We start from the raw sequence: 18,592 nt of genomic DNA, 5'->3' as shown, positions 1-18,592 counted from the left end.
AATCAGGCCATTTCTAAAATACCGCCTCAGCAATTTTATAAGTGGAATGAGCTTTACTCATCGTATAAAAATGTAGAGAAGGGACATTGGCAGCGATCAGCTCCTTACTTTGGGTGATCGCCCATTCAATCCCTACTTCTTTTACTTCCTGGTTGGTTTTGCACTTCTCCAACTCATCCATCAAGGCATCCGGTAGATCCAAAAAGAAGGTTCTTGGAAGCATGGTGATTTGGTTAATAGTACTGATAGGTTTAATGCCCGGAATAATCGGCACATCAATTCCAGCTGCACGGACATCTTCTACAAACTTAAAGTACTTCGCATTATCGAAAAACATCTGAGTGACGATATACTCAGCTCCTTGATTCACTTTTTCCTTCAGATATTTCAAGTCAAATTTCATGGACGGAGCCTCAAAGTGTTTTTCAGGATAGCCTGCCACACCTACACAAAAATCCGTGTGAAAAGCCGGCTCCGTTTCCTCATGTAGATATTTACCATTATTCATTTGCACAATTTGCTTCACTAGTTCACTTGCATAATGATGACCACCTTCCTCCGCCACAAATCTTCCTTCCGTCTTTGGAGCATCCCCACGAAGCGCGAGGACATTTTCCACCCCGATAAAATTCAGATCAATCAGAGCATTTTCAGTTTCTTCTTTGGTGAAACCTCCACAAAGCAAATGAGGTACCGCATCAATTTTAAATTGATTCATAATGGCTGCGCAAATCCCAACCGTTCCAGGACGCTTTTTGGTGCTAATCCTCTCTAAGAGCCCATTAGGGTGTTTTTTATAGATGTATTCCTCCCGATGATAGGTAACATCCACAAAGGGAGGTTTGAACTCCATTAAGGGCTCAATTCCCTTCATCAGGTCTTTTAAGCTTTGCCCTTTTAAGGGCGGAAGAATCTCAAAGGAGAAAAGCGTTTTATTTGAACTCGCTAAATGCTCGGTTATTTTCATAAAACTGTTTCAGTAGAAATGGGCGTCGGACTGTACGCCAAATTGGGTGATAATAATTTTTCAGCTTCGGTTAAAGAAATCCCTTTTCTATCGGCATAACTAGCCACCTGGTCTTGGCCGATTTTTCCAAGTCCAAAATACTTCGAATCTGGATGAGCAAAATAAAATCCAGATACCGAACTAGTAGGATACATGGCGTAGCTACTAGTCAATTTGATCCCTATAGAATTCTCAAGGTCCAAAAGCTTTGAAATGGTCTCCTTTTCGGAATGCTCAGGGCATGCCGGATAGCCTGGAGCAGGCCTGATTCCTTGATATTCCTCCCGAATCAGTGAGTCATTTTCCAGTGACTCCTGACTGGCATACCCCCAATCTTCCTTCCGAACCTTTTCATGAAGGTACTCAGCCGCGGCCTCCGCCAGCCTGTCGGCCAAAGCTTTGAATAAAATATCATTGTAATCGTCTCCGGAAGCTTTGAATTCCTCTAGTTTGGATTCCATTCCCAGCCCGGCAGTCACTGCAAAGCACCCGATAAAATCTTTATGCTCCGGAGCCAGGTAATCAGCTAAAGACCTGTTTGGTACTCCGCTGCCTTTCTTACCCTGCTGTCGCAAAAAATGGAACTTTCCAAGTTCCAAACCTGAGTTCGGATCGTACACAATCGTATCGTCGCCTTTTCTTTCCGTAGGATAAAGACCGAAAGTACCTTTAGCTGAGAGCCACTTTTCAGCGATAATCTTATCCAACATTTCATTGGCATCGACATAAAGTTTCTTAGCCTCCTCTCCTACTACTGCATCCTCAAGGATTTTGGGAAAGCGCCCGCTGAGCATCCAGGTGCTGAAGAATGGAGTCCAGTCAATGTATTCTCTTAATGTTTGTAGATCTAGATCTAAAATCTTCCTTCCTAAAAACTTTGGCTCCACAGGTTCATAATTTTCCCATTCTATCTGAACAGGATTTCCCTTAGCTTCTTCATAGCTCACCATTTTTTTCACAGACTGCCTGGCGGCATGGGCTTCTCGTAGTTCCTTATAAGTTGCCTTGATTTTCTTATGATAAGCCTCCCGAGTCTCTTCTGAAATCGCCTCACCAGCTATTGGCACGGATTTACTAGCATCGGTCACATGCACCACTGTACCTGAGTAAACCGGATCGATTTTTACCGCTGTGTGAATCCGTGAAGTCGTAGCCCCTCCGATAAGCAATGGAATTTTAAGACCTTGCCTTTCCATTTCCGAGGCCACATTCACCATCTCATCCAGAGAAGGAGTAATTAACCCACTCAAACCGATGATATCCACTTTATTTTTCAAGGCTTCATCAATAATTTTTTGTGCATCCACCATCACACCAAGATCAATGATCTGGTAGCTGTTGCATGCCAAAACCACACCGACGATATTTTTCCCGATATCGTGTACATCACCTTTCACAGTAGCTATTAGAATCTTTTTTAGATTTGATCCCTCTTGACCCTCTTCAGGCAAAGGCATAAAAGGTTCTAAATAAGCCACCGCCTTTTTCATCACTCGAGCGGATTTCACTACCTGTGGCAGAAACATTTTCCCTTCACCAAATAGGTCTCCCACTACATTCATCCCATCCATTAAAGGACCCTCGATGACTTTCAAAGGGTTTTCTAATTCCAATCTGGCCGCTTCAGTGTCCTCAATGATGTAATCCAGAATCCCTTTCACAAGCGCATGTTCCAACCTCTTGGCTACCGGATCCTTTCTCCATGCTTCATCGGCTACTTGCTTTTTGCCAGAAGACTTTACCGTTTCTGCAAAATCTAGCAGCTGCTCCGTGGCATCCTCTTTCCGATCAAAAAGTACATCCTCCACCTTCTCAAGCAGGTCCTTGGGAATATCATCATATACTTCAAGCATGGACGGATTCACAATGCCCATATCCATACCATGATGAATAGCATGATAAAGAAAAGCCGCGTGCATGGCCTCCCTAACGGTATTATTTCCTCTAAACGAGAAGCTAACATTACTCACTCCTCCACTGACTTTGGCTCCTGGGAGATTGGTCTTGATCCATTTTGTAGCCAGGAAAAAGTCCAGAGCATTTTTTCTATGCTCATCCATTCCTGTTGCTACAGGGAAAATATTCGGGTCAAAAATGATGTCCTGAGGATTGAATTTAGCTTTATGAACAAGCAGCTCATAACTCCTTTTACAAATTTCGATTCGACGCTCATAGGTATCTGCTTGACCATCTTCATCAAAGGCCATGACGACCACAGCAGCGCCAAATTTCTTGATCATTTTAGCCTGATCCAGAAACTCCTGCTCTCCATTCTTCAGGGAGATAGAATTGACAATTCCCTTACCCTGAACACATTTGAGACCCGCCAGGATTATACTCCATTTCGAACTGTCAATCATGATGGGAATTCGGCTGATTTCAGGTTCAGAGGCAATTAGATTCAAAAATCTAATCATCGCAGCTTCGCCATCCAGCATCCCTTCATCCATGCAGACATCCAAAATTTGCGCACCACCACGGACCTGATCTAGGGCTACCTCAAGGGCTTCATCATATTGGTCATTCAGGATTAGCCGAGCAAATCTCTTAGACCCAGTCACATTTGTCCTTTCCCCAATATTGACGAAGTTCAATTCTGGAGTAAAGACCAACGGCTCAAGGCCAGAAAGCTTTAAATAATTCCGCGTATTCATTTGATTAATTCTCTACTGCAGGTTCAAAGTTTAAAATCCTTGGCTCATACTTTGAAGCCAGGTTGGACAGAGCTTTCACATGCTCAGGAGTGGTACCGCAGCAGCCTCCTAGTATATTCAGTAAGCCATCTTTAAGAAACTCCTCTACCTGATCTGCCATTTCTTGAGCACTCTGGTCATAAGCACCAAATTCATTTGGAAGACCCGCATTGGGATAGGCACTAACAAAAAATGGAGCTTTCTGTGCCAAAACTTTCAAATAAGGCCTTAACTCCTTTGCCCCTAAGGCACAATTCAATCCCACCGAAAGCAGTGGAACATGTGAAACCGAAATCAAAAAAGCTTCTGTGGTTTGACCTGACAATGTCCTTCCAGAAGCATCGGTGATAGTTCCCGAAATCATGATTGGTATTCCTCCTTCTAAAGGATCCAGAGGAATATTTCTTTCCTCAAACACCTCCTGAATGGCATATAGTGCAGCCTTGGCATTCAGTGTGTCAAAAATAGTTTCTACCAAAAGAATGTCTACCCCACCTTCAAGTAGACCCCGAGTTTGTTCTGCATAAGCCTCGGCTAGCTGATCAAAAGTAACTGCACGAAACCCAGGATCATTGACATCAGGAGAAATCGAGGCCGTTCGGTTAGTCGGCCCAAGAGCTCCTGCCACAAAACGAGGACGATCTGGAGTTTTCTGACTCATTTCCAAAGCTGCTGCTTTGGCTATTTTAGCTGATTCGAAATTTATCTCGTAAGCGAGATGTGATAATTCATAATCAGCCTGGGCGATAGAGGTCCCACTAAACGTATTTGTCTCAATAATATCCGCACCGGCTTCAAGATATTCCATGTGGATTTCTCGAATTATGTCTGGTCTTGAAAGAGATAATAGATCATTATTTCCCTTCAAAGCTTTGGGGTGATCAGAAAGCTCTTCGGTTCTAAAATCTCCTTCAGTAAGAGTATGGCGTTGAATCATGGTACCCATGGCACCATCCAGGATCAAAATGCGTCGAGTGAGTTGATCCAGAAGTAAATCAGTTCTATTTTCCATATTTTCAAATCTCCTCGAGTTCGACCACGGAAAAATTAATCTACTTCTCCGCTCATCTCTTTCCGATCCAATCGGAATGGGAGTTAGCACCTTGTAATCAGGTTGCTAAGACGTCGTAGGGCCCTTCCCTCGGTCTTTCTCGATAAGCCTACCAAAGGTAATATCAAATCCCATAAAAACCACTCATTCGGTAACTTTGGTGAAAAAACGAAAATATTAAGGTCTGATACCGATGGCTAGATTCCAATAGGGTGCAGCCATGTACTTTGCCATGGATAAATCAGCGAGTCTATAGTTAGAAAGCGGAAACTCATATCCAAAAGATGTACTAAAAACCAAATCAAAAAGTCGTCCATCCTGTATAGGTAGCCCATATTCAAAAAACACCTCCGGCTTACCCATTAGGCCACCATTTCTCAGATACCCGTCAAAGTCTCGCTCTTCAAAAAGCTGGGGAAAGTCTGGTTTGTTATCCTGTGTTATAGTATAGCGGATATTCCCATATCCTAACCCTCCCAAAACTCCGGTCGCAAAGTTATCTACCTGAAAAATTTTCCATCCGAAATCACCATAAAGCCTTAGACTATTCAAACTGTGGGACTGAAAATCACTAGCTCTCCCGTCTAAAGCAAGGTTGTAGATTTCCAATCCATAAAGAAGTTTTTCGTTTTGGCCCAAGATTTTTAAGCCAAGATTTGAAGGCGTCCCTTCAAATGGGTTCAATCCAGCTTCTGATAATCTGGAGTTTAATTGATCAGGTTTAGAAAAATGAAAACCGTTCAAAAGGGAAAAACTTATACTGGCATCCTTGTAGAAAAAATTTCTATCAGGAATAGTAATTCCGGCTCCAACCCTCAGAAATGCTCCTTCTTGGGTATTCTCAAAGGAGACTCCATTCATGGTCCACTCACCTTGAAAAGGACTAAACGAGTAGCCGAATTTTCCAATCAAAGAAATAGCTTCCTCCCTACCTGGCAATGCAAAATCATAACTCAGGTGGAACCCAATCTCCGTTAGAAAATTCCCATATTTCGAAGTTCCTTTTTGAATGTCATTTTCTCTCAAGACAAAACCACGAGCAGGGTCTTCCAGAAATTGATCGATCTGACTGGGCTCCTCTAGGGGAAGCATTTGGAAATTTAAAAACCCCACTCCAAGGGACATGTAATGGATCAGTTGAAATCTGGATTCTTCAGTAAAAGAATAACCGATATTCACCAAAGCTCTAGAAGTTCTGTAGTCGATGCGATAATCATCCAGTTTTCCATTTCCTCCGCTATTTTGATAGATCTCAAAACCTACTACCAAATCATTTAATCTGGATTGAACACCCAACCCTACCGTCTGATATCGATTTGGTAATCCGGTAATTCCTCGCTCCGTTAAAATTTGATCAAACTGATTTAATCTTGCCCCTGAAGTCCCAGCAACAGCATAAACCGAACTTCTCTTTTCATAGAATTTCTGAGAAAAACCAGGCCCGGATGAGGCCATTGAAATAAAAAAAATTAGGAAAACGTACTGGAGTATTTTACGCATTAAATCGAAGAAAATAGGATTAATGAGGCCTAGAGGGCAAAATTAATGCTAGAGTGGAAAAATCAATCCTTATTCTTCAATTGACCTAAAATTTTGTCGTATAGGCTTTCTGGGGTAAATGGCTTCGGTACGAAATCGTTGATGCCGATCTCCTGCATCTTATCGTTAACTTCATGAATAGACGCAGCAGTCAGAACCAAAATAGGAATCTCCTTTTTTTTAGAGTCCGAATGTTCCCGGATAAACTTTGCTACCTCAAAACCATCAAAAACAGGCATCTGAATATCCAATAGCACCAAATCAAAATTGTGTTTCTTGAAAGCTTCTATGGCTTCCTGTCCATCAGAACAAAGCACCAACTCACCCACATCCCATTTTGTAAGGAATTTTTGAATGAGAATTTGATTCACCATATTATCCTCAGCCACTAAAATCTTGGCCTCCTGAAGGGATTTTTTCATTTGTCCTTTTTCCTCCTTGTTATCCTCCATTTTGATATTTGGAATATCAAAACTAACCACAAAATTAAACTCAGTCCCACCGTTCACCCTAGGCTCGACATTTATTTCTGAGCGGTGAAGCTCTACAAGGCGTTTAACAATTGCAAGCCCAAGGCCGGTTCCACCATATTTTCTTGTGGTGTCGGTTGATGCTTGGGTAAATAGCTCAAAAATCTTATCTCTTTTATCCTGCGGAATTCCGATTCCAGTATCCAAACATCTAAACTTAACCTGAACTGACTTATCGATTTCCCCAACCAATTCCAGCCTAAGAATTATTTCTCCCTTTTCGGTAAACTTAATCGCATTTGAAATCAGGTTATTCACAATTTGACTTATCCGTACCGGGTCACCAATGAGCATTTCCGGAATATCCTCATCAATCTCGCAGGTCAGATCCAAATTTTTCTCGGATGCCAAAAAGCTGTAAGAGTGAACGATCCTATTCAAGGTAGTCCTGAGATCAAATGGCACTAATTCCAATTCAATTTTTCCTGAATCAATTTTGGAGAAGTCCAGAATATCATTGATTAAGCCGGTTAGATTCTCAGCTGAAAATTGAAGAGTTCTTAGATTTTCAAGCTGATCCTCCCGAGGGTTTTCATTCATGAGAATGTGAGCGATCCCAACCACAGCATTAAGTGGAGTACGGATTTCATGACTCATTATGGATAAAAACTGGGACTTTATTGCCGCTGCATGTTCAGCCTTTTCTTTCTGTTCTAAGAGCGCGTGCTGAGCTTCCTTTAATTCTGTAATATCTCTGGCGATTCCAGTGTAGGTTCGTTCAGAAGTTAGCCTATTGGTGCTCACCTTACCATTTGAACTGAATACTCTATACCCCCCGAATTTATGTCGCAGTCTAAATTGTAGGAATTGATTCTCCGATAGGAAGTCCTGGTCACTAGAAGACATTTCCTGAAACTTAACAATGTCCTCTTCACTCATGTAATCAAAAATACTATTCCCTATTACCTCATCAGATTGGTATCCTAGAAATTGGGTAACGTTAGGTGAGACATACTTTAGGATAAAATTATCTGATATGGAAAAAATGATCTCTGTAGAATCCTCCACCAGGCGTCTATATTTCTCCTCGGATTTCAAAAGACTTTCCTTTATTTCCTCCAGCTCAGTAATATCCCGCGCACTAAAAAGGATCCCCTTGATGTAGGGATCATCCAATAGGTTTTTGGCAAAGCTCTCTATGTACATTCTCTGCCCATTTCTACCTCTAATCCAGAAATTAATATTTACCTCATCTTTTGATTCTAGGACAGATTTATAGTCTCCTGTAGTGACCTCTAAGACCCCAAGGGAAATAAAATCCTGGAAATTTCTACCTACAATTTCATTGACTGAAAACCCTAATTTCTCACCTACAGAAGGTGAAATGAACTTGTAGTTACCATCCTTGTCCAGAATGGCTATCAGATCATGAGTATTATTTAGGATGGTCCTCAAATATTGAATTTCCTGCTGAGAATAATCCTCGGGATTTTCTATAAACAAAGCAGGCTTCTCCGGAATGACTTCTTTTTCCTCCCCGATAGCAACCAGAAAGCGACTGTCATAACTTGATGGAAGATTTGTGAAGTCCCACTGAAAGCTTCTTTTGATTCCTTCTTTGTCAACAATAGTTTGGAAGGTTTTTGCTTTGATGATTTTACCACATTTAAAAAAGTCTTCTAGTAGTTTCTGATGATCAGGTTTTTTAAAAATATCCCTCCAGGATCCTGATGGCTCCTGGAAATTCTCTTTAAAGAATACATTGAGGAAAATGATTTCATTTTCATCAAACATTATTACAGGTGCTCGCACCTCGTCAAAAAAATTAGATATGTCGAAACTTTCGAATCGTTTCATGATGCCATCTAACTCATAGTTCTTTTCAGAAACTAATATGTCTATTAGTTAAACAAATACCTATCAAAAAAAAGTTTGTTTCTCAGGTTTAAGAAATTTTCGTTTCTTTAATTGCCTTCCAAGGCAAGATTGATCAATTATATTCGAGAAATTAAACCAATAAAAAATGATTGTAACCACAACCAACACACTTGAAGGGCATACCATTACCGAATACATGGGAATAGTCTCAGGAGAAACCATTATAGGAGCTAATGTCTTTAAAGATTTCTTTGCGAGCATTACCGACATCGTAGGCGGGAGATCAGGTTCTTACGAAAGGGTTTTGCGTGAAGCAAAAGCTACCGCCATGTCAGAAATGGAAATGCAGGCAAGAGCATTTGGTGCAACAGCCGTCATAGGAATTGATTTGGATTATGAGACTATACGGGATGGTATGCTTATGGTAACCGTAGCCGGAACTGCTGTTAAAGCCGTAAAAGATTAAAAAAAGCCCTTTTTAGGGCTTTTTTAAATGGTCAAGTAATTTTTCAATTTCTACTTTTTTAAAAAAGTGATCTTGCACCACCGCTACAGGTGCCGACTTACACATATCTAGGCAGTGGGTCTTTATTAATTTATACTTGCCTTTGTACTCCTGATTCTTGAATTCCTTTTTTAGGCTTTTGTAAAAGCCTTTTGCTCCTTCTTTTTTACAATCAGATCCGCAGCAAATTAGGACTAGTTTTCTTGAATGCTTCATCAACCCATGGATATTGCCTGCATCATCAAACCACACAAGTATGCCCCATATGTTCCTGCGGCATATCCCAATACTGCAAGCAAAACGCCCACAGATGCCAAAGAAGGATCAAAAGCCGAGGCAATAATTGGAGCGGAAGCCGCTCCTCCTACATTTGCCTGAGACCCAACTGCCACGTAGAAAAAAGGAGCTTTAATGATAAAGGCTACAATAAGCATTATCACAATGTGGAAGAACATCCAAACAATGCCTATCAAAAAGAGGATTGGATTATCAAACACAGCTCCGAGGTCCATTTGCATTCCAATGGTAGCTACCAAAACATAAAGTAAAACCGATCCCATCCGGGAAGCCCCAACTCCTTCGAGATTTCGGGCTTTGGTAAAGGATAAAATGAGCCCTGCAGTCGTTGCAATTACAACAATCCAAAAGAATTTAGAATCTAAGGAATATTGACTCAAAGCAGGGTAATTATCCCCTATATAAGGTGCCAGAGTGTCGGCCACCAAATGGGAAATTCCGGTAATACCAAAACCCACCCCAAGCATAATCATAACGTCAGAAAGAGTCGGAATTTTCATAATTCCCTTTCTAAAATCGGATATTTTATCTCTCAAATCATAGATAGCCGAACTGTCACCTTTAAATATTCGATCGATCACTTCGGGCTTGGCAGCCCAATAAAGTAAAATAGCCAACCAAAGATTTGCAACTAAAACATCCACGGCAATCATTTGACTGAAAAGTGCCGGACTCGCACCAAATACTTCAAGCATTGCAGTCTGATTGGCTCCTCCTCCTATCCACGAACCTGCGATGGTAGATAACCCTCTCCAAACCTCATCAGGGCCATTTCCTCCCAAAAGATCCGGCTGGATAAAACTTACTGTAAATAGAGCTAATGGTCCCCCGAGCATGATTCCAACTGTTCCAGCCAGGAACATGGTCAATGCCTTTGGACCGAGCTTTACAATCCCCTTGATGTCTATGCTCAAGGTGAATAGTATCAGAGAAGTGGGTAGTAAATATCGACTAGCAACGTGATAAAGTCCTGATTCCTCTCCCGAAATAAGCCCAAAAGAATTCAGCAAGGCAGGAAGAAAATAAGCTAATAGCACAACAGGGACGACCCCGTAAAACTTTTTTAGATAAGGATTTTGGCTTGATGATGTACCAAAAATAAGGGCTAATACCGCCATCAAAATGCCAAAAACAATAGCATCATTCGTAATTAGAGCTGAACTTTCTTCCATAGGTTTTTTGCTAATCCACAAGGTTAAGGACAAAAATCAATTCTCCAAAGCCAACCATCATTCCTCTTGAAGGATATGGAGAAGTTCACTGATCATCATGGCGGTGGCTCCCCAAACTACCTCTCCATTGATTTCAAAATATGGTGTATCCAAAACCATGTTGGAAGAAAAGTGAAACTTTTTCTCTTTTTTGATTTCTGGGTCTAAAATTCCCTTAAGACTAGGTAAAAGAATCGACTCCACTTCTTTTTCTTCAGCCACAAAGTTCGGCTTGACAGGTGTAATTCCGATATAAGGACTTACCAGAAAATTACTTGGAGGAATGAACAGGTTAGTCAGCTCCCCTAAAATCTTTACTCTTTCCGGGTTTACCCCAACCTCCTCTTGCGCTTCGCGCAAAGCTGTAAAACTCAAATTCGGATCCTCTTTCTCAACTTTTCCTCCTGGAAAGGCAATTTGCCCACTGTGTACTCCCTCATATTTTGGTCGCTTGATCAGAGGAAAATAAACCTCTCCATCCTGAGGATAAAAAAGTATGAGAACTGCACCTTTCCTATGATTTTCCGGAATTTCGGGGTAGAAGCGTCTCTCGTCAATGGGACTGGGAGCCATGGCCAAATGGGCTAGCTTCCCTGGCAAGGGTTTATTGAGACCTCTTTCAATCCGCAAAATTAAATCTGTGAAATTCATGGTTTTCAAATAACAACCAAAGCTAAGAAGCAGAAGCTATAAATGAGCCTTTAGAATTTGATTTTTGATAAAGAATAAGGGAGAACTGGCTAAGCTTGGAAAACAAATAGAAGAGGCAGAACTAGAGGGATTTACTCTTCTAGAGAAAAAATGAAAAAAGGCCAAAATATAACTTTGGCCTTTTCTTGCTCTCAAACCTATTAAACCTATTTAGATATTCAATATTGAATATGGTCCGAAAGTATAAATTGTTTTCATATAGTCCAAACAATCGATTGCGAAAGATTTTCAAAATTTTATTTTCCTTGACTTTTTACGTGAAAAAAGTACTCTAGAAGGCCATTTTTACGCAAAATTTCAGGTAAAAAATTTCTGTTATATTTAAAGAGAAATGGAAGATATGCCGGGTAAATCCAGTAAAATCCCAGCAGAGTATTTAGCCGAAGAAATCCTAAATGGCTTCAACGAATACCGAGCTCGTTTTGGGAAATACACAAGTGAAGCTCCCAGGTTGTTTGCGGAGAGAAATTGGCAACAAACCCAAATAAATCATCTCGAGAGACTAAGGGTTTACAAAAGAGTCCTTCGCGAACTATGTGCTGGATTGAGAGAAAAGCTTGGTGAAGACCAATCCAATCCAGATATCTGGAAATCGATAAAAAGCTTTTATCAAAACCTGATCATTGATAAACCAGATAGTGAGCTAGCAGAAACTTTTTTTAACTCCACCATTCGAAAAAGCTTCCCAGGCCTTTCTATTGATGAAAACCTAATGTTTGTACAAGAGGGTCATCAGCCCAAAGAGCTTAAAATCAATTTAGAATTACTAAATATCTACCCATCAGCCATGGGTCTGGAGAAAATCATCAGAAAAATTCTAGAGGATTATGACTTTGGGGTTCCTTTTATGGATAAAGAACAGGATATCCAATACTTGATAAATAGTGTTCAAGAAGTGATTTTGACCAGATACAAAGTTGCTCCGGAAACTGAAACCCAAATTCTGAAATCCGTTTTTTACCGAAATAAGGCAGCTTATCTAATTGGGCGAACCTATCTCGGCCATAAATGGATGCCATTCATAATTCCAATTGCCAATGGGCCCAAAGGTATTTTTGTGGACACCCTGATTTTTGACCCTGATATGATGAGTCACCTTTTCAGCTTCACCAGGTCATATTTTATGGTGGAGGCAAAAGTCCCCTCGCAAGTGGTTGGTTTTTTACATGATGTCATTCCACACAAGAAAACGCATGAGCTTTATAATGCCATAGGATTTAACAAGCATGGTAAAACTCTTCTTTACCGGGATTTTCTGAGACACTTAAGCCAAAGCCAAGATAAGTTTGAGGTAGCTCCTGGAGTAAAAGGAATGGTTATGACTGTTTTTGCCTTGCCTTCATTGAACCTGGTTTTTAAAATAATCAAGGATCATTTTGAACCACCCAAGAACATGACCAGAGCTGAGGTAAGAGATAAATACCGCCTCGTTTCATGGCATGACCGAGTAGGAAGAATGGCAGACACTCATGAGTTTGAGGACTTTGCCATACCTCTAGACCGCATCAGTGAAGAATTAAAGAATGAGCTCAAAAACACTGTCAATTCACTTTTAAGAGTTGAAGGAGACAAATTGATAATCAAACATTTATACACTGAACGGAAAATGATTCCTCTTAATGTCTTCTTGGAAGACTGTGAGACTGAAGAAGGAATTCCAGTGATTGAAGATTACGGAAGAGCCATTTTGCAGTTAGCTCAGGCAAACATTTTTCCAGGGGATATGCTGACAAAAAACTTTGGTCTAACCCGCCAAAAAAGGGTGGTTTTCTATGACTATGATGAAATTGAGTTTTTAGAAGCAATGAATTTTAGAGAAAAGCCCAAGGCTGAAACTTATGAGCAAATTTATGCCTCAGAACCATGGTATACCATTGCAAAAAATGATGTCTTCCCCGAGGATTTTAAAAGATGGATGATAGGACGCGAAGATCTTCGGTCACATTTTATAGAATATCATAATGATCTTTTTGATCCGGTTTATTGGCAATCCATCCAGAACCTTTTAAAAGCTGGTGAACTGATTCATGCCTTTCCATACCCGGAAGAAATTAGATTCAGACCAGAGGAAAAGATCTGAAATAGGTTTAGAAAATAGAAGGATTTCCCAACAAAGTGTACCTTTGCCGGAGAGGTGAAAAACCTCCATTGCCTAATGAAAACCGAAGTAAAAAAGCCTAATTCCACCCAAATTAAAACAAGAACCATCGAGCTTACCACTCCTGATGATGATGCTCGTCCGGTTTATTTGGCAGGGAATTTCAATAATTGGGTGACTCAAGATCACAGGTTTAAAATGAACAAGATTTCCAAAGGAAAATACGAGTTCATTTTTCCTGACGAAGAAGCCTTTAAGGGTGAATTGATTTACAAATTCACCAAAGGAGATTGGTCGGAGGTGGAGATCGACCGTTATGGAAATAAAACCCCTAATCGTATCTGGAATGACGAACAGCCAATACGTAAGGAGAGAGTCCCAAAATGGCGTAAAAATTGGCTTCCATATCGCCCCAGTCAGCTTCCCCAAATCCACCTTCTTTCAGAGGAGTTTGAAATTCCTCAATTGAATAAAAAGCGCAGAGTTTGGTCCCTACTCCCGCATGACTACGATACAAGTAACGAGCGTTATCCTGTGCTTTATCTTCAGGATGCCCAAAATCTTTTCAATGAGAAGGCAGAGTTTGGAAACTGGCAAATAGATAAAAAGCTAGCTGTAATGTCAGATTATGGGATCGGAAAAATTATCGTGATCGCTGTGGAACACGGTGAAGACGATAGACTGGAAGAATATAATGTAGGAAAAACTGTACTCGGCTCGGGAAGTGGAAAGCAATACATTCGATTTGTCGCGGATACCCTGAAGCATTTTGTGGATGAAACCTATCGCACAAAACCCGAAAGAGAATTTACCGGAATTGGTGGGAGCTCAATGGGTGGTTTGGTGAGTATTTTCTCGGGAATCATGTATCCTGAAGTCTTTGGTAAGCTGATGATTTTCTCCCCGTCCCTTTGGGTGTTACCCAAGATTAAACTGGGTTTTCTGGACCTTTTTGATCCCATGGAAACCAGAATCTATATCTATGCGGGCGGAGACGAAAGTGCTGACATGGTGAAACATGTAAATAAACTTCAGAAGAAACTCATGAAAAGGGATGCACTTCATGGAAACATGAAGGTTCATTTAAGTATTAATCCAGAGGGGAAACATTCCGAAACCTACTGGAGCGACGAGTTTCCAAAGGCCATAGAGTGGCTTTTTTACAGCAATAAAGAAAACTAGAATGAATATAATTTCAGCGAAAGCAACAGGCTCAGCCACACAAATAATTGCTGTTTTAGAAAAAGATCTGGAAAAGCTAAGCAGCGATTTCCCTAAGCTTTCCAATAAACTTTTTGACGCCAAAAAGGACTCTGTTTATTGGACGGAAAAGGATGGAAAACTGTTAGGGTATATAGGTCTTGGTGAGGGGAAAAGTCCAAAATCCATTCAAAACAGTTTCAGAAAACTACTCTCCAAGAGTGCGGATAAATTTGATTCTGATTGCTCTATTTCCTTTTTAGGGGAGCTGAATGAAGAACAAGTAATAAATGCGTTGATTGGCTTTCAACTTGGAGGGTATCATGCGGATTTTTATAGAAAGGAGCGAAAAAACTCTTTCACCGACCTTTTGGTAAAAGTAGATGCTAACCTGGATGAACTAGAATCTACAATCAAGAAGTCAGAAATAATTTCAGGTTCAATGATGGAAGCTATGAAACTTGTAGATCTTCCTCCTTCGGTGAAGACTCCTGAATATCTGGCAGACTGGGCTTTGCGTCTTAAGGGATTGGAAAATCTCAGTGTTCAGGTTTTTGATGAGAAAAAAGCCAAAGAGGAAGGTTTAGATGCATTTCTCTCGGTAGGCCAAGGAAGCGGTAAACCATCGAAATTCATCATTATTGATTACCATCCTAAAGATGCTAAAGCTCACCTTGGTTTGGTAGGCAAAGGCGTAACTTTTGACACAGGTGGTTTGAGTATAAAAACTCAAGGAATGCATCATATGAAGTCAGATATGGGTGGAGCTGCTGCTGTATTGGCAGCAACGAAAATGATTGCCGATCTTAAGCTTCCCATTAGGCTTACTACCATCGTTCCTGCTGTGGAAAATGCCGTGAGTCGGGACGCATTCCTGCCCAGTGAAGTGATTTCCAGTTTTTCAGGTCTAAGCATTGAAGTGATCGATACTGATGCTGAAGGAAGATTAATTTTAGCGGATGGGCTTTCTTACATGAATAAAAACTTTTCTCCGGAAAAAATTCTTGATTTCGCCACCCTGACTGGTAGCAGCGTAGGAACTTTTGGATATGCCTGTGGAGCTCTATTTACGAAAAACAATGAACTGGAGAAAAAGCTGAGATTGGCATCAGAACAAAGCGAAGATAAGCTTTGGCCGCTGCCACTCTGGGATGAGTATGGTAAAGAAATGGATAGTGATATCGCCGATATCAAAAACTACCATGGCAAACCAATCGCCGGAGCGATTACAGCGGCAAAATTCCTCGAAGCATTCACGGATAATCACCCTTCTTGGGCTCATATGGATATAGCAGGTGTTGCTTATGGAGACAGTGATTTTTCAAAGAGCAAAACCGGAACTGCCTTTGGCGTTCAATTATTACTTAAATTCATAGAAAACGAATTGAATCATGAACAGTAATCCTTCTACTTTTCTTTGCATTTCCAATTATTTCAAAGGAAGTGACTTTTTGATTTCCCTAAAAGAGCAGGGAAACAAGGTGTTTTTAGTGACGAGTGAGCAATTAAAGGACAAGCCCTGGCCGTTTGACCATATTGATGAGGTGTTTTATATGCCTGGTCAAGATCTGGACTGGAATCTGGATACCCTTTTGAAAGGGGTTGGTGGATTGATGAAGGATAATAAGATCGATAGTATTGTAGCGCTCGATGATTACGATGTGGAAAAGGCCACTTTCTTAAGGGAGAACCTAAGAATCCCAGGTATGGGCCAAACTACAGGACGCTTCTTCAGAGACAAACTTGCAATGCGAATTAAAGCCCATGATGAAGGCATCAACGTTCCGGATTTTGCACCGCTCTTTAATGATGACGACATCAACCAATTCGCAGATCATGTACCTGCTCCATGGGTTTTAAAACCAAGATCTGAGGCTTCTGCGCATGGAATAATTAAAGTCCACGATAAGGAGTCCTTATGGAATCATATTCATGGGCTTGGTGAAAATCGACTTTACTATTTAGTGGAAAAATTTGAGCCAGGAGATGTTTATCACGCTGACGGATTGATTTTGGAAGGTAAAGTTTTATTCTGCACAGTTTCCAGATATTTGGCCACTCCAATGGAAATTTCTCAGGGTGGTGGAATTTTCCGAAGCGCGAATGTAGAATATGGCTCTGAAGATGACTTAGAAATCAGAAAGTCCAATAAGCAGGTGATGAAGGCATTTGGAATGAAATCCGGAGCCACTCACACAGAATTCATCAAAAGTAAAAAAACCGGAAAGATTTATTTTCTGGAGACCTCATCAAGGGTTGGAGGTGCACACTTAGCCGAAATGGTGGCTTCAGCGACCAATGTTAACCTTTGGGCTGAATGGGCAAAAATCGAAGATTCACTAGCCAAGGATAAGAAATACAAACTACCAAAAGTCAAAAAAGGCTATGCGGGAATAGTACTTACTCTTTCTTCTCATGAGCACCCGGATTTAAGCGGATTTGATGATCCTGAGGTATGCTTTAGAGTTCCTCTTGAGTATCACGCCGGACTTATCGTGAAATCAGATAATCACCAAAGGGTCAGAGATTTATTGGATGACTACGCCAAGCGATTAGGAGAAGGAATTGCAGCAGTAGCAAACGCCCCTGAAGTGAAGAAGTTTCACTAGAATTTCTCCTCAACCCCAAGTCCAAAAAGCGCGAAGTCATACTTCACGGGGTCTGAAGGATCCATTTCCTTCAGCCTTTCTGTGAGTTCAAGAGCAGTAAGCCAATCGGTTTGTTTTCTTGTGATCAGACCTAGTTTTCTAGCCACTCGATCCACATGCAAATCACAGGGACAGATCAATGTGGAAGGACTGATTTTAGACCAAAGTCCAAAATCTACTCCCTTATTATCCTTTCGGACCATCCACCTCAGGAACATGTTTAGTCGTTTACAGACTGACTTTCTGGCTGGAGTTGCAATGTGCTTTCGTGTCCTTTGTGGTGCATCGGGATCTGAAAAGAAAAGTTGATGGAAAGAGATAAGTCGGGTTTCCATAGTTATTTCTCCAGATGACTTGGTCAAAAAAGCCTCCTCCATAGAGCTATGTTCCTTGTAAAACTTACTCAAGAACTCTATAAAATAGAGAGTATCTGTGGCATTAAAGGTTCTATGTTTGAAATTTAAAAATACCTTTAAATCGGAGTCCTGATGGTTAATCAAAAAGTCATGAGGAGCATTGTCCATTAATTCAAAAAGCTCATGACACTTGTTTATGATAGTTTTTCTTTGGCCCCAGGCCAAAACCGCAGCAAAAAAAGCAGTGATTTCGATATCCTGCTTTTTACTGTATTCATGAGGAATGGAAATAGGATCTAAAGGAATAAATCCCGGTTGGTTGTACTCCTCAACTTTGCTGTCAAGGAAATCTTTCAGATCGCTCATTAAAGCGCAACTTTCACCTCTCCGCCTTGGGTCCCGTCAAACCACTTAAACATGAGCTCATTATCGATGCGCTCAGAAACATGCCAGTCAAAACATTTCATCTGGGTGAGGGAGCGTAAGGAGTCTTGGTCGGGGTCATAAAGACAGATGTCAAAATCAGGTAAATCTTTGGATTCAGTGGTATTCCACTTCTCCAAAATCAACCCCTCTTCCATCACACGAACTTTCTTTCCGAAGATGAAATCACTAAGAATCGTTGGAACGCCATCCTTTCTTCTGATTCGAAACCCAGACGGTCCAAACATGATTTGCTTTTCCAGCTTAGCTTCCAGTAAATCTTCAGTATGTGGCAAAGGCTCCCATACCGTATCCTTGATGACCACTCTTTTACCCTCTGGTTTGATTCTGGTCAGAATACGAGATAGTAAAGAAAACAAATAGGTCAGGCCTACGAAAAGCAACCCAAAAGTGGCTAGAACAGGATAACAAATGATGAAAATCAAGTTCCAGACAAATCTGAAAATGTGGTGAAAGATGAGTTGTACTTTATTCATGGCCTAGTT

General features: G+C 40.9%; 15 protein-coding genes and 1 riboswitch. Of the genes, 5 read left to right on the top strand and 10 right to left on the bottom strand.

Features of this window, described 5'->3' with window-relative positions; all coding sequences use genetic code 11:
* Positions 1-13: 13 nt before the first annotated feature.
* The 5 genes from metF to QVH07_RS04680 form a co-directional block, all read right to left on the bottom strand.
* On the bottom strand, positions 14-967 hold the full coding sequence (gene metF, locus QVH07_RS04700; protein WP_289998993.1) for a methylenetetrahydrofolate reductase [NAD(P)H]: 954 nt from the start codon (positions 965-967) through the stop codon (positions 14-16).
* A complete protein-coding gene (metH, locus tag QVH07_RS04695) occupies positions 964-3,660 on the bottom strand; it encodes a methionine synthase (RefSeq protein ID WP_289998992.1) in 2,697 nt (898 codons plus the stop codon). The genes metF and metH overlap by 4 nt, the downstream gene beginning before the upstream one ends.
* Positions 3,661-3,664: 4 nt before the next feature.
* A complete protein-coding gene (locus tag QVH07_RS04690) occupies positions 3,665-4,711 on the bottom strand; it encodes a homocysteine S-methyltransferase family protein (protein ID WP_289998991.1) in 1,047 nt (348 codons plus the stop codon).
* Positions 4,712-4,760: 49 nt separating this feature from the next.
* Positions 4,761-4,860, bottom strand: a riboswitch (SAM riboswitch).
* A gap of 67 nt (positions 4,861-4,927) precedes the next feature.
* Positions 4,928-6,250: a hypothetical protein gene (locus QVH07_RS04685; protein ID WP_289998990.1), complete on the bottom strand. Its 1,323-nt coding sequence runs from the start codon at positions 6,248-6,250 to the stop codon at positions 4,928-4,930.
* Positions 6,251-6,312: 62 nt separating this feature from the next.
* Positions 6,313-8,616, bottom strand: a complete 2,304-nt coding sequence (locus QVH07_RS04680) for a PAS domain-containing hybrid sensor histidine kinase/response regulator (RefSeq protein ID WP_289998989.1) — start codon at positions 8,614-8,616, stop codon at positions 6,313-6,315.
* A 166-nt stretch (positions 8,617-8,782) separates the two neighbouring features.
* Between QVH07_RS04680 and QVH07_RS04675 the strand changes: the two genes are divergently transcribed.
* Positions 8,783-9,103: a YbjQ family protein gene (locus QVH07_RS04675; RefSeq protein WP_289998988.1), complete on the top strand. Its 321-nt coding sequence runs from the start codon at positions 8,783-8,785 to the stop codon at positions 9,101-9,103.
* A gap of 12 nt (positions 9,104-9,115) precedes the next feature.
* Here QVH07_RS04675 and QVH07_RS04670 read toward each other — a convergent pair whose 3' ends face one another.
* The 3 genes from QVH07_RS04670 to QVH07_RS04660 are packed head-to-tail and all read right to left on the bottom strand — an operon-like array spanning position 9,116 to position 11,301.
* Entirely contained in the window at positions 9,116-9,358 is a 243-nt protein-coding gene (locus tag QVH07_RS04670) for a (2Fe-2S) ferredoxin domain-containing protein (protein ID WP_289998987.1), read from the bottom strand.
* Positions 9,358-10,611, bottom strand: a complete 1,254-nt coding sequence (locus tag QVH07_RS04665) for a DUF819 family protein (RefSeq protein ID WP_289998986.1) — start codon at positions 10,609-10,611, stop codon at positions 9,358-9,360. The genes QVH07_RS04670 and QVH07_RS04665 overlap by 1 nt, the downstream gene beginning before the upstream one ends.
* 57 nt (positions 10,612-10,668) lie before the next feature.
* The gene (locus tag QVH07_RS04660; protein WP_289998985.1) at positions 10,669-11,301 is read right to left on the bottom strand and encodes an NUDIX hydrolase; all 633 of its coding nucleotides are present in this window, start codon (positions 11,299-11,301) and stop codon (positions 10,669-10,671) included.
* 391 nt (positions 11,302-11,692) lie between these two features.
* On the opposite strand from QVH07_RS04660, the gene aceK reads away from it, so the two are divergent.
* The 4 genes from aceK to QVH07_RS04640 all read left to right on the top strand — a co-directional run bounded on the left by aceK (position 11,693) and on the right by QVH07_RS04640 (position 17,268).
* On the top strand, positions 11,693-13,441 hold the full coding sequence (gene aceK / locus QVH07_RS04655; RefSeq protein ID WP_289998984.1) for a bifunctional isocitrate dehydrogenase kinase/phosphatase: 1,749 nt from the start codon (positions 11,693-11,695) through the stop codon (positions 13,439-13,441).
* A 75-nt stretch (positions 13,442-13,516) separates the two neighbouring features.
* Positions 13,517-14,641, top strand: a complete 1,125-nt coding sequence (locus QVH07_RS04650) for an alpha/beta hydrolase (protein ID WP_289998983.1) — start codon at positions 13,517-13,519, stop codon at positions 14,639-14,641.
* 1 nt (position 14,642) lies between these two features.
* Complete coding sequence (locus tag QVH07_RS04645) at positions 14,643-16,061, top strand: leucyl aminopeptidase family protein (RefSeq protein WP_289998982.1); 1,419 nt, start codon at positions 14,643-14,645, stop codon at positions 16,059-16,061.
* Positions 16,051-17,268 (top strand): ATP-grasp domain-containing protein, encoded by a 1,218-nt coding sequence (locus QVH07_RS04640; protein WP_289998981.1) that lies wholly within the window; start codon positions 16,051-16,053, stop codon positions 17,266-17,268. The genes QVH07_RS04645 and QVH07_RS04640 overlap by 11 nt, the downstream gene beginning before the upstream one ends.
* Here QVH07_RS04640 and QVH07_RS04635 read toward each other — a convergent pair.
* Together QVH07_RS04635 and QVH07_RS04630 are read right to left on the bottom strand one after the other, a co-directional pair.
* Positions 17,265-18,029 carry a TIGR02757 family protein gene (locus QVH07_RS04635; RefSeq protein WP_289998980.1) on the bottom strand — a complete coding sequence of 255 codons (765 nt, stop codon included), beginning with the start codon at positions 18,027-18,029 and terminating at the stop codon, positions 17,265-17,267. The genes QVH07_RS04640 and QVH07_RS04635 overlap by 4 nt on opposite strands.
* Positions 18,029-18,583 (bottom strand): hypothetical protein, encoded by a 555-nt coding sequence (locus tag QVH07_RS04630; protein ID WP_289998979.1) that lies wholly within the window; start codon positions 18,581-18,583, stop codon positions 18,029-18,031. Before QVH07_RS04630 ends, QVH07_RS04635 begins: the two co-directional genes overlap by 1 nt.
* Between the last annotated feature and the right edge of the window lie 9 nt (positions 18,584-18,592).

The organism is Algoriphagus sediminis (assembly GCF_030403435.1).
In the GTDB taxonomy this organism is placed as follows: domain Bacteria; phylum Bacteroidota; class Bacteroidia; order Cytophagales; family Cyclobacteriaceae; genus Algoriphagus; species Algoriphagus sediminis.
This window is presented reverse-complemented; position numbering and strand designations above follow the sequence as displayed.

What these genes read in the sequence shown, in the direction of transcription:
- QVH07_RS04685 (WP_289998990.1), bottom strand. Translation starts at nt 6,250, where the DNA reads ATGCGTAAAATACTCCAGTACGTTTTCCTAATTTTTTTTATTTCAATG.
- QVH07_RS04675 (WP_289998988.1), top strand. Translation starts at nt 8,783, where the DNA reads ATGATTGTAACCACAACCAACACACTTGAAGGGCATACCATTACCGAA.
- metH (WP_289998992.1), bottom strand. Translation starts at nt 3,660, where the DNA reads ATGAATACGCGGAATTATTTAAAGCTTTCTGGCCTTGAGCCGTTGGTC.
- QVH07_RS04665 (WP_289998986.1), bottom strand. Translation starts at nt 10,611, where the DNA reads ATGGAAGAAAGTTCAGCTCTAATTACGAATGATGCTATTGTTTTTGGC.
- QVH07_RS04690 (WP_289998991.1), bottom strand. Translation starts at nt 4,711, where the DNA reads ATGGAAAATAGAACTGATTTACTTCTGGATCAACTCACTCGACGCATT.
- QVH07_RS04660 (WP_289998985.1), bottom strand. Translation starts at nt 11,301, where the DNA reads ATGAATTTCACAGATTTAATTTTGCGGATTGAAAGAGGTCTCAATAAA.
- QVH07_RS04630 (WP_289998979.1), bottom strand. Translation starts at nt 18,583, where the DNA reads ATGAATAAAGTACAACTCATCTTTCACCACATTTTCAGATTTGTCTGG.
- QVH07_RS04670 (WP_289998987.1), bottom strand. Translation starts at nt 9,358, where the DNA reads ATGAAGCATTCAAGAAAACTAGTCCTAATTTGCTGCGGATCTGATTGT.
- QVH07_RS04635 (WP_289998980.1), bottom strand. Translation starts at nt 18,029, where the DNA reads ATGAGCGATCTGAAAGATTTCCTTGACAGCAAAGTTGAGGAGTACAAC.
- QVH07_RS04650 (WP_289998983.1), top strand. Translation starts at nt 13,517, where the DNA reads ATGAAAACCGAAGTAAAAAAGCCTAATTCCACCCAAATTAAAACAAGA.
- aceK (WP_289998984.1), top strand. Translation starts at nt 11,693, where the DNA reads ATGGAAGATATGCCGGGTAAATCCAGTAAAATCCCAGCAGAGTATTTA.
- metF (WP_289998993.1), bottom strand. Translation starts at nt 967, where the DNA reads ATGAAAATAACCGAGCATTTAGCGAGTTCAAATAAAACGCTTTTCTCC.
- QVH07_RS04645 (WP_289998982.1), top strand. Translation starts at nt 14,643, where the DNA reads ATGAATATAATTTCAGCGAAAGCAACAGGCTCAGCCACACAAATAATT.
- QVH07_RS04680 (WP_289998989.1), bottom strand. Translation starts at nt 8,616, where the DNA reads ATGAAACGATTCGAAAGTTTCGACATATCTAATTTTTTTGACGAGGTG.
- QVH07_RS04640 (WP_289998981.1), top strand. Translation starts at nt 16,051, where the DNA reads ATGAACAGTAATCCTTCTACTTTTCTTTGCATTTCCAATTATTTCAAA.